This window comes from Pseudomonas sp. CFBP13509, assembly GCF_005233485.1.
GTDB classification, from domain to species: domain Bacteria; phylum Pseudomonadota; class Gammaproteobacteria; order Pseudomonadales; family Pseudomonadaceae; genus Aquipseudomonas; species Aquipseudomonas marginalis.
This window is the reverse complement of sequence record NZ_QGAA01000022.1, coordinates 81,573-95,095: the sequence shown is the minus strand read 5'-3', so window position 1 is coordinate 95,095 and position 13,523 is coordinate 81,573. Positions and strand designations below refer to the sequence as shown.

The window sequence follows — 13,523 nt, the reverse complement described above, 5'->3', positions numbered from 1 at the left end:
CCGGCCCCGACATCGTCGCCGGCAACCGCCTGATGATCCAGGGCGACCGCCACTACGACTATGACGCCTTCGGCAACCTCATCCGCGAGCGACGTGGCAAAGGCCATCAACTCGTCACCGAATACCGCTACGACTGCCAGCATCGGCTGATAGGCCTCACCCAACCCAACGGCCAAACCGCCAGCTATCGCTATGACCCGTTTGGGCGACGCATCAGCAAAACCGTGGACGGCCTAACGACGGAGTTTTTCTGGCAAGGCGACAGGCTGATTGCCGAGCACCATGCGGATCGCCATCGCAGCTATCTCTATGAGCCCGACAGCTTTCGCCCGCTGGTTCTGTTGGAAGGCTTCGGCCCAATAGATACCAAGCCCTATCACTACCAACTCGACCACCTCGGCACACCGCAGGAACTCACCTCTCCAGACGGCGACATCGTCTGGTCCGCGCATTACCGCGCCTACGGCCAGATCAGCCGACTCGACAAAGGCACAATCGACAACCCGCTACGTTTTCAGGGTCAGTACTTTGATCAGGAAAGCGGACTGCACTACAACCGCCATCGCTACTACAATCCGGATATTGGGTGTTACCTGACGCCTGATCCGGTGAAGCTGGCGGGTGGGATCAACGCGTATCAGTACGTGCCGAACCCTATGGGTTGGGTGGATCCGTTAGGTCTGAGTACCTGTCCAGGCGGGGATAAATGCAAGTCGAACCCCAGTGCTGAAGATCCAGCGGGAAAAGCACAGGTTAATGAAGGCAGCCCACTCAGTCCCACAAGCTCCAACTCTCCACCTACACTGGGCTACCATAAGGAGACCTTTGCCAATAAACCTGTAAAGCCGGAAGAAACCATTCAGAAATGGGATGAATTTCTAGGACCTGGCCCTCACACAAACACCAACCCACGAACTGGGAAGCCCGACCGCGACAGAATTGTTTCCAGCGACGCAAAAAGAAGTATTCGTTACGGGGCCCATGAAATGAATAGCAAGCCAAGCAAGCATCACTATCATGAGGAGACATGGACGTTCGAGATAAAAACCAACACCATGAACGTTGACAATACTGTTGTACGCGTTCCCCTGACGAAGAAGTGAAATGAAGATACAAATAACTGATATTTTTTCTGACAAAGGCACTGTGAGAGTAAAATTCAACTCACCTTTTGGAAATGCCACAGCTTTATGGAACGGAACCAAGTTAAAAACTGGTGAAATTCTGGATGTAGAGTTAGAACTTGATGAAATATTTTCATGGGGACAAAACATCATGTCCTCATCTGTAAAAACACCACAGATCGCTTCTGCGAATGGGGCTCATAAAATTATCGGCGAGCTTATCCAAGATGCAGACCAAAGTTGCTCAATACTAAAAATCGGCGATTCAGTAATTTTGATTGAAATTGACAAGCCAATCACCGGCAAGCCCAGCTTTGTTGAAGTGATAACAAATGACATTCTTCTTCACCCAACAAATGTTTGAGCATAAGTTCACTTACTCACAGCCGTAAATTACATATAAAAAAATGCTCAACCAGCGGAAATCAATCGGAGAGAGCTATAAAAAATACACATTTTTGAATATGCAACATAAAGAAAATCAACAACAATACTAGATACAGACGGAAACCCAATCACCGCCTGCACGGACTACTGAAACGAAACATCAACCTAAACTTTCAATCCTCCGCAGCCTTCTATTCAAAAGCCAGGAAAAATATATAAAATTCAGACCAGCGATTACCTCCCCTTCATCCAATCAAACAATTCAAACTTCACAGAATGTAGTTAGTCAGGCAGATGAAGTATTTAAGGTAGATCGTGGGCATGGGGCTGCTACGCAGCCCAACGCGAGCAAGCTCGCTCACCACAAGTGTTCGCTCACCAAGGGTGGGTTACGTTGCCCTTAGATCCCAGCCAACGCCAAGTCCATCGCGAAGTAGGTAAAGATCAAATCCGCACCCGCCCGCTTGATCGATCCCAACGTTTCCCGCACAACCCGGTCCTCATCGATCGCTCCCGCCTGGGCACCGAATTTGATCATCGCGTATTCGCCGCTGACCTGGTACGCCGCCACCGGCAGGCGCGAAGCTTCGCGGATGTCGCGGATGATGTCGAGGTAGGCGCCGGCCGGCTTGACCATCAGTGCGTCCGCGCCTTCCTGTTCGTCCAGCAGCGATTCGCGCACGGCTTCGCGGCGGTTCATCGGGTTCATCTGGTAGCTTTTGCGGTCGCCCTTGAGCGCGCTGCCGCCGGCTTCGCGGAAGGGGCCGTAGAGGGCCGAGGCGAATTTGGTGGAGTAGGCCATGATCGGGATATGGGTGAAGCCGGCTTCATCCAGCGCACGGCGGATGGCCTGGACCTGGCCGTCCATGGCGGCCGAGGGGGCGATCACGTCGGCCCCGGCGCGGGCGGCGGCAACGGCTTGCTTGCCGAGGTTGACCAGGGTCGCGTCGTTGTCGACATGGGCACCGTGCATCACGCCGCAGTGGCCGTGGTCGGTGTATTCGCAGAAGCACGTGTCGGACATTACGATCATGTCCGGCACCGCGTCCTTGATGATCGAGGACATCCGCGAGACCAGGCCGCGTTCCTTCCAGGTGTCGCTGCCGTTGGCGTCCAGGTGGTGGGACACGCCGAAGGTCATCACCGACTTGATACCGGCACGGGCATAGCGCTCGATCTCGGCAGCCAGCTTCTTTTCCGGGATGCGTTGCACGCCGGGCATGCTGGTGATCGGCACGAAGTCGTCGATTTCTTCTTCGACGAAAATCGGCAGCACCAGGTCGTTGAGGGTGAACTCGGTTTCCTGGAACAAGCCACGCAGCTCCGGGGAGCGGCGCAGGCGGCGTGGACGGGCTTGGGGGAACTGGCTGGTCATGGCTGTCCTGAAAAAGTGGCGGGAAATCTTTGGGGCGAAAGCTTATGCCCCAAGGCCCCGACAGCACAAATGCCCAGGGGCCAACAGTGTATTGCGGGGGCCGTAATAATGTATTGATCTAGAGCTGTAGACGACCTTCGATACACACCGCAACGGCGCCGCCGACCCAGATTTCATCACCCTGGCGCTCAACGCGAATACGCCCCGCACGCCCCATGGCCGTGCCCTGGCTGACCACGTAGCACTCAGGTGCGAGTCCTTCGCTGAGCAGCCATTGCGCGACGCCGGCATTCAGGCTGCCGGTGGCCGGGTCTTCCTGGGCCCCGTCGCCTGCGACAAAGGCACGCACCTCAAACTGCGCGTCCACGTCGTCAGCCGGGTTGCAAGGAGCAATCACCCCGACGGCCAGCCCAAGCAGCTGCGAATAGTCCGACTGCAAGGCCAGGACCTGATCACGGTCAGCCAGCATCACCGCGAGCCACCCCGCGCCATTGTCGACCCACTGGCTGCGCACAATGGCCCCCGGCGCCAGGCCCAATCCCAGGCGAACGCGCTCCAGCAGCGCGGAGTCCACAGGGCCGGAGCGCATCAACGGCGGTGCAATAAACGCCAGTTCATCGCCTTGACGCCGAATACGCACCAGGCCGATTCCACACTCCTGGATAATCTCCTCGCCTTGGGGTACCCCACCCGCCTTGAGCCACGCATGGCAACTGCCCAGCGTCGGGTGCCCGGCGAACGGCAGCTCCTGCAAGGTGGTAAAGATCCTCACCCGGTAGTCCGCCCGAGCATCGCGCGGTGTCAGCAAAAACGTGGTTTCACTGAGGTTTGTCCATTTGGCGAAGTCAGCCATCTGTTGGTCGCTGAGGCTGTCAGCACCCAGCACGACGGCCAGCGGATTGCCCTTGAGCGACACGCTGCTGAATACATCCAGTTGTTTGAAATCGAAAGTCGGCATGCTTCAGCTCGGAATATTCAAGCCACGGATGACCGCCGGCCGGGCGACAAAGCCGTCCAGCGCGCGCAGTACGTTAGGGAAGTCGGCAATGCCCACCAGATCGCCCGATTCATAGAAACCGATCAGGTTGCGAATCCAGGGGAAGGTGGCGATGTCGGCGATGCTGTAGTCGTCGCCCATGATCCAGGTGCGGCCGAGCAGGCGCTTTTCCAGCACGTCCAGCAGGCGACGGGATTCCGCGGCGTAACGGTCGCGGGGGCGCTTGTCTTCGTAGTCCTTGCCGGCGAACTTATTGAAGAAGCCCAGTTGGCCAAACATCGGACCGATGCCCCCCATCTGGAACATCAGCCATTGAATCGTTTCATAACGTGTCGCCGGATCTTCGGAAAGCAACTGGCTGGATTTTTCCGCCAGGTAGATCAGGATTGCGCCTGACTCGAACAGCGCCAACGGCTGCCCCGCCGGGCCGTCGGGGTCGATGATCGCGGGGATTTTGTTGTTGGGGTTCAGGGACAGGAACTCGGGGGAAAACTGGTCCTGGGTCTCGAAACTGACCTTGTGCGCCTCATAAGGCAGGCCCAGCTCTTCGAGCATGATCGAGACTTTTACCCCGTTGGGCGTGGGCAACGAGTACAGTTGCAGGCGCTCCGGCTGCCGGGCGGGCCATTTGCTGTTGATCGGGAACGCGGCGATCGGGTTCATCGGGAAACTCCCTGGCGGAAAGCCCCCATGATAATCATCTGTCCCACGTCCTGCATGGGTCATCAATGCGCAACATCAGCGGGCTATTATCCCCCGTGGGCGAACCAATACGCCCGCGTGCACTCTTAAGTGCGCTCAAACGGTGAATGGAGGCACCTCGCTGTACCGACACGGAATACCCGCAGGACGCCCCAGGCGTCATTGGGGCCAGGCTTGTCCGCCTTAACGTGACGCACGAAGACTCGAACCCATAATGACGATCAAGCCTCTGCGCCTTGTGCAACGACTGAAACACTACGCCTACATCATGTTGCCCCTTTTGCTGGTGAGCGGCGCCATGGTTGCCGCCCTCGACGCCCGGGAAAGCCGCGCCCAACCGGTGGACGGCGTGCAAACCCTGGTGTTCCTGCGCCACGCCGAGAAACCGGCCGGCGGCCTGGGCCAACTCAATTGCCAAGGGTTGAACCGAGCAATGAACCTGGCCACCCTGCTGCCGGAAAAATTCGGCAAGGCCAACTTCGTGTTTGCCGCCAACCCGACGCGCAATGTCGAGGAAGGTGAGCTGGACAATTCCTACAGCTATATTCGCCCGTTGATGACCATCAGCCCCAGCGCCATCAAGTTGGGCCTGCCGGTGAACATCAAGTTCTCGGCCAACGACACCAGCGACCTGGCCGACGAGCTGGTGGAAGACAAATACCACAATGCCACCATCTACACCGCGTGGTCCCACGGCTACCTGCCGGAGCTGATCAACAAGGTGGCCAGTGAGGCCTCCGGCGAAAAACACACGATTACCGACGACTGGTCCGGCAGCGACTACGACACGCTGTACGTACTGACGCTGACCTGGCACAACGGCAAAGCCTCGTTGCTCAGCCGCAACTACAAGCAGGGCCTGAACGACGGTGAAGAAACCTGCCCGCAGCCAACACAGGTGAGTGCCGATAGCTGAGGGCGTATGATGCACCGCTATTGACTCATTTGCGGACCCTCCCCCATGCCCAACCTCGCCTCCACCCAGCCCGTCCGGGGCTGGTCGTTCTGGTGGAAACCTGCCCTCTTCCTATTGGTGGCCTGCGTCGGCCTCTACTACGTGAAGTGGTCGCCCTACTACTTCAAGGCGTTTGTCGCCGCTGACAACCACAGCATCGGCGCCTCGATCCTCAACGATCAACAAAGCTCGCCATTGGCAGCAGCGCTGGCCTACGCCCAGGTGTATTTCCTGGCGATCTGGAAGGCTGCCGTACTGGCGGTGATCCTCGGCTCGCTGCTGCAAGTGCTGATCCCCCGCGACTGGTTGCTGCGCCTGTTTGGCCGTGCCGGCCTCGGCTCGACCTTGCGCGGCGGGCTGTTCGCCTTGCCGGGGATGATGTGCAGTTGCTGCGCGGCGCCCGTCGCGGCCGGTATGCGCCGCCAGCAGGTGTCGGTGGGCGCGGCATTGGCCTTCTGGATTGCCAACCCGGTGCTGAATCCGGCGACGCTGGTGTTCATGGGTTTTGTACTGGGCTGGGGCTTTACCGCGTTGAGGCTGGTGGCGGGCATTGTGCTGGTGGTGGGTGTGTCACTGGTGGCACAACGCATCGCACGGCCGGACCAGGTGCCGGAAGTTGCCTTGGACGCGGTGGCCGAGGCCAGCCAGGTCGAAGCGCAACCCTTCTTCAGTCGCTGGCTGCGTACCCTGTGGCAGCTGTTCTGGAGCACCATACCGATCTATATCCTGGCGGTGCTGGTGCTCGGTGCCGCACGGGTGTGGCTGTTCCCCCACGTGGACGGCGCCATGGCCAACAGCCTGGTGTGGCTGGTGCCCCTGTCGATTGTCGGCACGCTGTTTGTGATTCCTACAGCGGCAGAGATCCCCATCGTACAAACCATGATGACCCTGGGCATGGGCACCGGCCCGGCCGTGGCCTTGCTGATGACCCTGCCCAGCGTGAGCCTGCCGTCGCTGTTGATGCTGCGCAAGGATTTCGATGCGCGGGTGCTGGTGACGGTGGCCGGGTTGACCATGCTGGTGGGCGTGGTGTGCGGGTTGATCGGCGCGCTTATCCTCTGAGGGCGCGCTCGCGCAGATAGGCCGTGACTGCGCCCTGCTCTCCCGCAAACTCGATGCGTGCGCCTTTGCTTTCACGCTGGAAGGCGTACATCGGGTCGTAATACTCGCGCAACAGCCCTTCAATCCAGGCGCGATGCAGGTCCACGGCGCCGCTGCGCAGCTGTTCCGCCAGAGCATCCTGCATGATCGCCTGCAACCGCTGGAAACGCTCGCCGCCCAGGCGCTTGTGGATATTGGCCAGGCCCTGGGTCAGGCGTTCGGCAAACAACGCCTGCCCCTGCTCACCAAATACCGCGATGAATTCTGCGCAAAGGTCAATCACGTAATCGTGCAGGATGCGCTCGACACGGCCTTCGACGCTGTCTTCCAGCCACACCATCGGAAAGGTCTGCATGCCCTTGTGCAACGGCAACGGCAGCGCGCAGCTGCCGATCATGCGGCTTTCATCCTCGACCACGAACTGCTCGATACCGCCCGCGCGTTTTTTCAGCAGGTCCACCGCCAGGCGGTTTTCGAAGTCAATAGTGGAGGGTTGCGCCGTGGCGCGTTTGCCGAAGCTGGAACCGCGGTGGTTGGCATGGCCCTCCAGGTCCAGGGCGTTACGCAACTGGCCCAGCACCTCGGTCTTGCCGGTGCCGGTCATACCGCCCAGCAACACGAAATCACAGTGGGCGGCCGCCTGGTCAAGGGTATCCAGCAGGAAGGTCCGCATGGCCTTGTAGCCACCGCCGACCCGGGGGTACTCGATGCCGGCTTCGGTCTTCAACCATTGCTGCACGATCTGCGAGCGCAGCCCGCCACGGAAGCAATACAAGAAACCGTCAGGATTGGCCTGGGCAAACCGTGCCCATTGTTCGATGCGTTCAGCCTTGATCGCCCCCGACACCAGCTCATGCCCCAGCACAATCGCGGCTTGCTGGCCCTGCTGCTTGTAGCAGGTGCCGACGCGTTGACGCTCGTCATCGGTCATCAACGGCAGGTTGATCACGCCGGGGAACGCGCCCTTGGCGAATTCGACCGGTGCACGGGTGTCCATCATCGGCCGGTCGTTGAGGAAAATGTCGCGGTAATCGGTGATGTCAGTTGCCATCAAACCACCTCTACCGCGTGGGTCTGTCGCTCAACCAGTTCGCCGATGGGCTCAAGGTTCAGGCCCAGCTCGGCGGCGACCGCATGGAATTCTGCGTCGCCTTCAGGCGCGACCGCGATCAGCAGGCCACCGCTGGTCTGCGGGTCGCACAGCACGCGTTTGTGCAATTCCTGCAGACGCCCGACCTTGCTCGAGTAGCTGTCGAAGTTGCGCAAGGTGCCACCCGGCATGCAGCCCTGGTCCAGGTAGTCCTCGATCCCGGGCAGACGTGGGACTTTGTCGTATTCGATACGTGCGGTCACGGCGCTGCCGTCCGCCATCTCCACCAAATGGCCCAACAGACCGAAACCGGTGACATCCGTCATTGCCGTCACACCGGCCAGCTTGCCGAAACGGCTGCCGGGTTTGTTGAGGGTGCACATCCAGTCACGGGCCAGGCCGATATCAGCCTCACGCAACTTGCCCTTCTTTTCGGCGGTGGTGAGGATGCCGATACCCAACGGTTTGGTCAGGTACAGGCGGCAGCCCGCGGTGGCGGTGTCGTTGCGCTTCATATGGCGCTTTTGCACGATGCCGGTGACGGCCAGGCCGAAGATCGGCTCGGGCGCGTCAATGGAGTGCCCGCCCGCCAACGGAATGCCGGCTTCGTCGCACACCGAGCGGCCGCCACGGATCACTTCACGGGCGATCTCCGGCGCCAGCACGTTCACCGGCCAGCCAAGAATGGCGATGGCCATCAACGGGTCGCCGCCCATGGCGTAGATGTCACTGATGGCATTGGTGGCGGCGATGCGGCCGAAATCGAAGGGATCATCGACAATCGGCATGAAAAAGTCAGTGGTGGAGACCACGCCACGCTCATCGTCGATGGCGTACACCGCCGCGTCGTCGCGGGAGGTGTTGCCCACCCACAGGTTGGGGTCAAGGTTCTGCGCGCCGCTGCCAGCCAGGATCACTTCCAGCACCTGGGGCGAAATCTTGCAGCCACAACCCGCGCCGTGGCTGTACTGGGTAAGGCGAATCGGCTCGTTCATGGTGGACCTCAAGCTATCAAGTGGGCGGATTCTAACAGACAGCAAAAGGCCGGCTGGGCTCTTGTGAGCACAGCCGGCCTTTGGGGTTGCAGCGTTACTGCCGGGCAGCGAGCAGACGCTTGTGACGGTTGCGCCGAGCGATGTTCAGGCACTCGATGGCCGCCGAGAAGGCCATGGCCGCGTAGACGTAGCCTTTAGGCACATGGGCGCCGAAGCCTTCGGCGATCAGCGTCATGCCGATCATGATCAGGAAGCCCAGGGCCAGCATCACCACGGTCGGGTTGTCGTTGATGAACTTGGCCAACGGCTCGGCCGCCACCAGCATCACGATCACCGAGGTCACCACGGCGATGATCATGATCGGCAAGTGCTCGGTCATGCCCACGGCGGTAATGATGCTGTCGATGGAGAACACCAGGTCAAGCAACAGGATCTGCCCGATGGCTGCGGCAAAGCCGATGGCCACGACATTGCCGGTGCTGGTCTTCTCTTCGGGCTCAGGGTCCATGCTGTGATGGATCTCGGTGGTGGCCTTCCAGACCAGGAACAGGCCACCGGCGATCAGGATCATGTCCTTCCATGAGAACGCCTGGCCGAGCACTTCGAACACCGGCGTAGTCAATTGCACGATAAACGCAATGGTGCTCAACAGGCCCAGGCGCAACACCAGCGCCATGCTGATACCGATGCGTCGCGCCTTGGCCCGATGTTTCTCCGGCAATTTGTTGGTGAGGATCGAGATAAAGATCAGGTTATCGATGCCCAGCACGATTTCCATAACGATCAAGGTGGCCAGGGCAATCCAGGCGGTAGGGCTGGCGGCCAGTTGTAAAAGGTAATCCATAGGTCAGTCCTGACGTTGTGCTGGGGAGATTAGGTTTCTTTGGTGTTCGATTCAGACTCGTTTTCTTCCTGATCGTCCTTTTTTTGTGGATTGATCAGGCCATTTGTCGCTTCACTCAACGCCTGCTCGGCAGCTTTCTGGGTGTCATCGATGGCTTGCTTGGCCGACTCGGTGGCTTTGCCCATGACCTGTTGCGCGCTTTTTTCGACCTGATCGCAACCGCTGATCATCACCAATGAAAGCGCAAGCAACGATGCCGCGCTCAGGAAATTGAGTTTCATCATGTCTTCCTCGTTAGAACCATTGGGTCCAAATAGTGGCCCCGCGATAGCGAGGCATTCTATGCAGGCAAACAGTTCAGGAAAATTCGTATTTTCCTCGCGTATACTTCGGTTTTTACGAAGCGACGATCATCATGCTCAATTACCGACAGTTGCATTACTTCTGGGTAGTGGCCAAGACCGGCAGCATCGTGCGCGCCTGCGAGCAACTGAACCTCACGCCACAGACCATCAGCGGGCAGATCAGCCTGCTGGAGCAAACCTACGGGATTGCGCTGTTTCAGCGGGTAGGCCGCCAGCTTGAACTCACCGAAGCCGGGCGCCAGGCCCTGCCCTATGCCGAACAGATGTTCCAGACCGGCAATGAACTGGAGGCGATGCTGCGCGCGCAGCCCGATGAGCAACAGATCCTGTTTCGGGTCGGGGTGGCGGATGTGGTGCCCAAGTCCATCGTGTACCGACTGATCGCGCCGACCATGGAATTGAGCGAGCCCCTGCGCATTACCTGCCGTGAAGACAAACTCGAGCGTTTATTGGCCGACCTGGCGATCCAGCGCCTGGACCTGGTGATCTCCGACAGCCCCATGCCCTCGCACCTGGATATCAAGGGCTACAGCCAGAAACTGGGGGAATGTGGCATCAGTTTTTTCGCCACCCAGGCATTGGCTGACAGGTACGCCGGTGACTTCCCACAGTGCCTGCACGGCGCGCCCCTGTTGATTCCCGGCGCGGAAACCGTAGTACGCAGCCGTTTGCAGCGCTGGTTTGCCGAGCAGCAGATCCTGCCCAGGATCATCGGCGAGTTCGATGACAGCGCCTTGATGCAGGCCTTTGGCCAATCCGGCAGCGGGATCTTTATCGCGCCCAGCGTGATCGCCGATGAGGTGGTGCGCCAGTACGGGGTGGCGTTGATTGGCCAGACCGATGCCGTCACCGAATCGTTCTACGCGATCTCGGTGGAACGCAAGGTCAAGCACCCCGGCATCGTGGCGATAACCGAAGGTGCACGGCGAGAGTTGTTTACCGCCCTGCCCTGAGCGTTCAGGCGTTGGACGCGGCCGCTGGCCTGGCGGTCATCAGCCACAGCGCCAGCAGGATCGACACCAGGATAAACCCGGAAGCGGCAAAACCCAGGCTGCCGAGGCCGAGGGTGTCGATCACATGCCCGCCGACCATGGCCCCCAGGCCAATGCCCAGGTTGGCCCCGGCGATATTCAACGACGCCGCAAACGCCGGCGCATGGGGTGCGGCCTTCATCAACCGCACATGGCTGACCAGGAACAGCGCCGCCTGGGTCACGCCCCACACCGCCATCGCCGCCGCCAGGCCGACCGTGGAGTGGATCGCAGGTACCAGCGCGACCATGCCGGCGATCATGAAACCGCAGAACACCATCGAGGCGATCAGCGGGTGACGGTCCACCGCACGCCCGCCCAGGGAGTTGCCGATCAGCCCCACTGCGCCAAAGCCCATCAGGCACCAGCCCACCAGAGTGCCGTCGAAACCGGCCAGGCGCTCAAGGATGTCCGCCAGGTAGGTGTACGCCGTGAACATGCCGCTGAACACCAGGACCGACAACAGGATATGACCTTGCATCAGCGGGTTGCGCAGGATCTTGAACTGCGAGCGCAACGACACCTGGTCGTTCTTCGGCTGGGTCACCGGCAGGTAGATAAACAGCAGCAAGGCCTTGGCCAGCGCGACCACTGCGAGGATCGCAAACGCGGCGCGCCAGCCGAACATATCGGAAATCAACGTGCCCACCGGGATACCGAACACCGTGGCGCAGACGATGCCGAAGCCGATTTTTTCGATGGCGCGCCCGGCGTATTCGGGGCCGACAATATCCACCGCCGTTTCACTGGCCAGGGCCCAGAACACCGGCAGGCCCAGGGCCGGGATCAAGCGCGCCAACGCCATCACCCAGATATTCGGCGCCAATGCGGCCACGGTATTGGCCACGCCGAACAGGAGCAGGATGCTGATAAACAGACGCTTGCGGGGGAAACGGGCGCAGTACGCGGTCAGAAACGGACCAAAGGCCGCCACGGTAAAGGCAAACAAGGTCACCAGCAGGCCGGCCTGGGACACGCTGACGTTGAGGTCCCGGGCGATGGACGGCAACAGGCCGACGATAACGAATTCTGTGGTCAGCACGGTAAAACCGGCGGCCGACAGCAGCAGGATGGGAAACAGCATGAAAACTCCAGAAACGACGACATCAACGACAGCCCGAAGGGCCCGCTGACGGAGAGGAAAGGTGAGAGGGGAGAATCTTAACAGAGTATGTCCGGCTTTTGCGAAGCCCCGGTGACCCAATGCCGCAGCGGCCGGGACAGGTCCAGCGGCATGCTAGACTTCGCGCCCTGCTTCCTACAGCTCTTTCCGCCTGCATTGCTGCGCCCTTAAAAAAACTAGAGACAACCTTTATATGACTGCTGCCCCTTCCCTTTTCCAACGCCTGGCCCGCATCAGCCTGGTCACGCAAATCGTCATCGGCTTGATCGCCGGTATCCTGCTGGCCCTGCTCTTGCCGGAGGCGGCCAAGGCCGCCGGGTTTATCGGCAAGGTATTTGTTGCCGCGCTCAAGGCCGTGGCGCCGATCCTGGTGTTTGTGCTGGTGATGGCGTCGATCGCCAACCATAAACACGGCCAGGAAACCCATATCAAGCCGATCCTGTTCCTGTACCTGCTGGGCACCTTTGCCGCCGCCGTGGTGGCGGTGATTGCCAGCATGTGGTTTCCCTCATCGCTGGTGCTCGCCACCCATGACGCCACCGTGAGCGCTCCCGGCGGCATCGGCGAGGTCTTGCAAAGCCTGCTGTTGAGCGTGGTGGACAACCCCATCAGCGCGCTGATGAACGCCAACTTCATCGGCATCCTGGCCTGGGCCATCGGCATGGGCATTGCCATTCGCCATGCCGGCGAGACCACCCGCACGGTGCTCGACGACCTGTCCAACGGCGTGACCCTGATCGTGCGCGTGGTGATCCGCTTCGCCCCGCTGGGTATCTTCGGCCTGGTGGCTTCGACACTCGCCACTTCGGGCTTCGGCGCCCTGCTCGGCTACGCCCACCTGCTGGTGGTACTGATCGGTTGCATGCTGTTCGTGGCACTGGTGGTCAACCCGGCCATCGTGTTCTGGAAACTGCGCCGCAACCCGTTCCCGCTGGTGCTGATGTGCCTGCGCGAAAGCGGCATCACCGCGTTTTTTACCCGCAGTTCGGCGGCGAATATCCCGGTGAACCTGGCCTTGAGCAAACGCCTGGGCCTGCATGAAGACACCTACTCGGTGTCGATTCCACTGGGTGCCACGATCAACATGGCCGGTGCTGCGATCACCATCACCGTGTTGACCCTGGCGGCCGTGCACACCCTCGGCATTGCCGTGGACCTGCCGACTGCCGTGCTGCTCAGCGTGGTCGCGGCGATCTGTGCCTGCGGTGCGTCGGGTGTGGCCGGCGGCTCGCTGCTGCTGATTCCCCTGGCATGCAGCCTGTTCGGTATCCCCAGCGAAATCGCCATGCAGGTGGTGGCCGTAGGCTTCATCATCGGCGTGTTGCAGGATTCGGCGGAAACCGCGCTCAATTCGTCCACCGATGTGCTGTTTACCGCGGCGGCGTGCCTGGGCAAGGAAGAGCAGTCGGTTTAAAACAGCCAGCGTAAGCAAGC

The 13,523-nt window shown here is 60.2% G+C and carries 14 protein-coding genes; 6 read left to right on the top strand and 8 right to left on the bottom strand.

The genetic code is table 11. From position 1 onward, the window contains the following. Both PspCFBP13509_RS27215 and PspCFBP13509_RS27210 read left to right on the top strand, forming a co-directional pair. A partial coding sequence (locus tag PspCFBP13509_RS27215; RefSeq protein ID WP_137212953.1) for an RHS repeat domain-containing protein occupies positions 1 to 1,103 on the top strand: 1,103 nt, incomplete at its 5' end. Position 1,104: 1 nt separating this feature from the next. Beyond that, positions 1,105 to 1,488, top strand: a complete 384-nt coding sequence (locus tag PspCFBP13509_RS27210; RefSeq protein WP_137212952.1) for a hypothetical protein — start codon at positions 1,105 to 1,107, stop codon at positions 1,486 to 1,488. 423 nt (positions 1,489 to 1,911) lie between these two features. Here PspCFBP13509_RS27210 and hemB read toward each other — a convergent pair whose 3' ends face one another. From hemB to PspCFBP13509_RS27195, 3 genes are all read right to left on the bottom strand, one after another. Further along, positions 1,912 to 2,886: a porphobilinogen synthase gene (gene hemB, locus PspCFBP13509_RS27205; RefSeq protein WP_065926960.1), complete on the bottom strand. Its 975-nt coding sequence runs from the start codon at positions 2,884 to 2,886 to the stop codon at positions 1,912 to 1,914. Positions 2,887 to 3,004: 118 nt separating this feature from the next. Continuing rightward, positions 3,005 to 3,844: a PhzF family phenazine biosynthesis protein gene (locus PspCFBP13509_RS27200; protein ID WP_137212951.1), complete on the bottom strand. Its 840-nt coding sequence runs from the start codon at positions 3,842 to 3,844 to the stop codon at positions 3,005 to 3,007. 3 nt (positions 3,845 to 3,847) lie between these two features. Then, entirely contained in the window at positions 3,848 to 4,546 is a 699-nt protein-coding gene (locus PspCFBP13509_RS27195) for a glutathione S-transferase N-terminal domain-containing protein (protein WP_137212950.1), read from the bottom strand. 253 nt (positions 4,547 to 4,799) lie between these two features. Between PspCFBP13509_RS27195 and PspCFBP13509_RS27190 the strand changes: the two genes are divergently transcribed. Both PspCFBP13509_RS27190 and PspCFBP13509_RS27185 read left to right on the top strand, forming a co-directional pair. Next, a complete protein-coding gene (locus PspCFBP13509_RS27190) occupies positions 4,800 to 5,501 on the top strand; it encodes a histidine phosphatase family protein (RefSeq protein ID WP_065947080.1) in 702 nt (233 codons plus the stop codon). Positions 5,502 to 5,546: 45 nt separating this feature from the next. Continuing rightward, the gene (locus tag PspCFBP13509_RS27185; RefSeq protein ID WP_137212949.1) at positions 5,547 to 6,602 is read left to right on the top strand and encodes a permease; all 1,056 of its coding nucleotides are present in this window, start codon (positions 5,547 to 5,549) and stop codon (positions 6,600 to 6,602) included. Here PspCFBP13509_RS27185 and mnmH read toward each other — a convergent pair. The 4 genes from mnmH to PspCFBP13509_RS27165 form a co-directional block, all read right to left on the bottom strand. Beyond that, a complete protein-coding gene (gene mnmH, locus PspCFBP13509_RS27180; protein WP_065947079.1) occupies positions 6,592 to 7,692 on the bottom strand; it encodes a tRNA 2-selenouridine(34) synthase MnmH in 1,101 nt (366 codons plus the stop codon). The two genes, PspCFBP13509_RS27185 and mnmH, sit on opposite strands and share 11 nt — an antisense overlap. Next, positions 7,692 to 8,726, bottom strand: a complete 1,035-nt coding sequence (gene selD / locus PspCFBP13509_RS27175; RefSeq protein ID WP_137212948.1) for a selenide, water dikinase SelD — start codon at positions 8,724 to 8,726, stop codon at positions 7,692 to 7,694. Before selD ends, mnmH begins: the two co-directional genes overlap by 1 nt. Before the next feature lie 94 nt (positions 8,727 to 8,820). Continuing rightward, positions 8,821 to 9,570, bottom strand: a complete 750-nt coding sequence (locus PspCFBP13509_RS27170) for a TerC family protein (RefSeq protein ID WP_065926954.1) — start codon at positions 9,568 to 9,570, stop codon at positions 8,821 to 8,823. 29 nt (positions 9,571 to 9,599) lie between these two features. After that, complete coding sequence (locus PspCFBP13509_RS27165; RefSeq protein WP_065926953.1) at positions 9,600 to 9,851, bottom strand: hypothetical protein; 252 nt, start codon at positions 9,849 to 9,851, stop codon at positions 9,600 to 9,602. A gap of 134 nt (positions 9,852 to 9,985) precedes the next feature. On the opposite strand from PspCFBP13509_RS27165, the gene nhaR reads away from it, so the two are divergent. Beyond that, positions 9,986 to 10,888, top strand: a complete 903-nt coding sequence (gene nhaR / locus PspCFBP13509_RS27160; protein WP_065926952.1) for a transcriptional activator NhaR — start codon at positions 9,986 to 9,988, stop codon at positions 10,886 to 10,888. A gap of 4 nt (positions 10,889 to 10,892) precedes the next feature. Here the strand turns inward: nhaR and PspCFBP13509_RS27155 are convergent, their stop codons facing one another. Beyond that, positions 10,893 to 12,050 (bottom strand): MFS transporter, encoded by a 1,158-nt coding sequence (locus PspCFBP13509_RS27155; RefSeq protein ID WP_065926951.1) that lies wholly within the window; start codon positions 12,048 to 12,050, stop codon positions 10,893 to 10,895. Positions 12,051 to 12,282: 232 nt separating this feature from the next. Between PspCFBP13509_RS27155 and sstT the strand changes: the two genes are divergently transcribed. Then, on the top strand, positions 12,283 to 13,503 hold the full coding sequence (gene sstT, locus PspCFBP13509_RS27150) for a serine/threonine transporter SstT (protein ID WP_065926950.1): 1,221 nt from the start codon (positions 12,283 to 12,285) through the stop codon (positions 13,501 to 13,503). Positions 13,504 to 13,523: the final 20 nt, after the last annotated feature.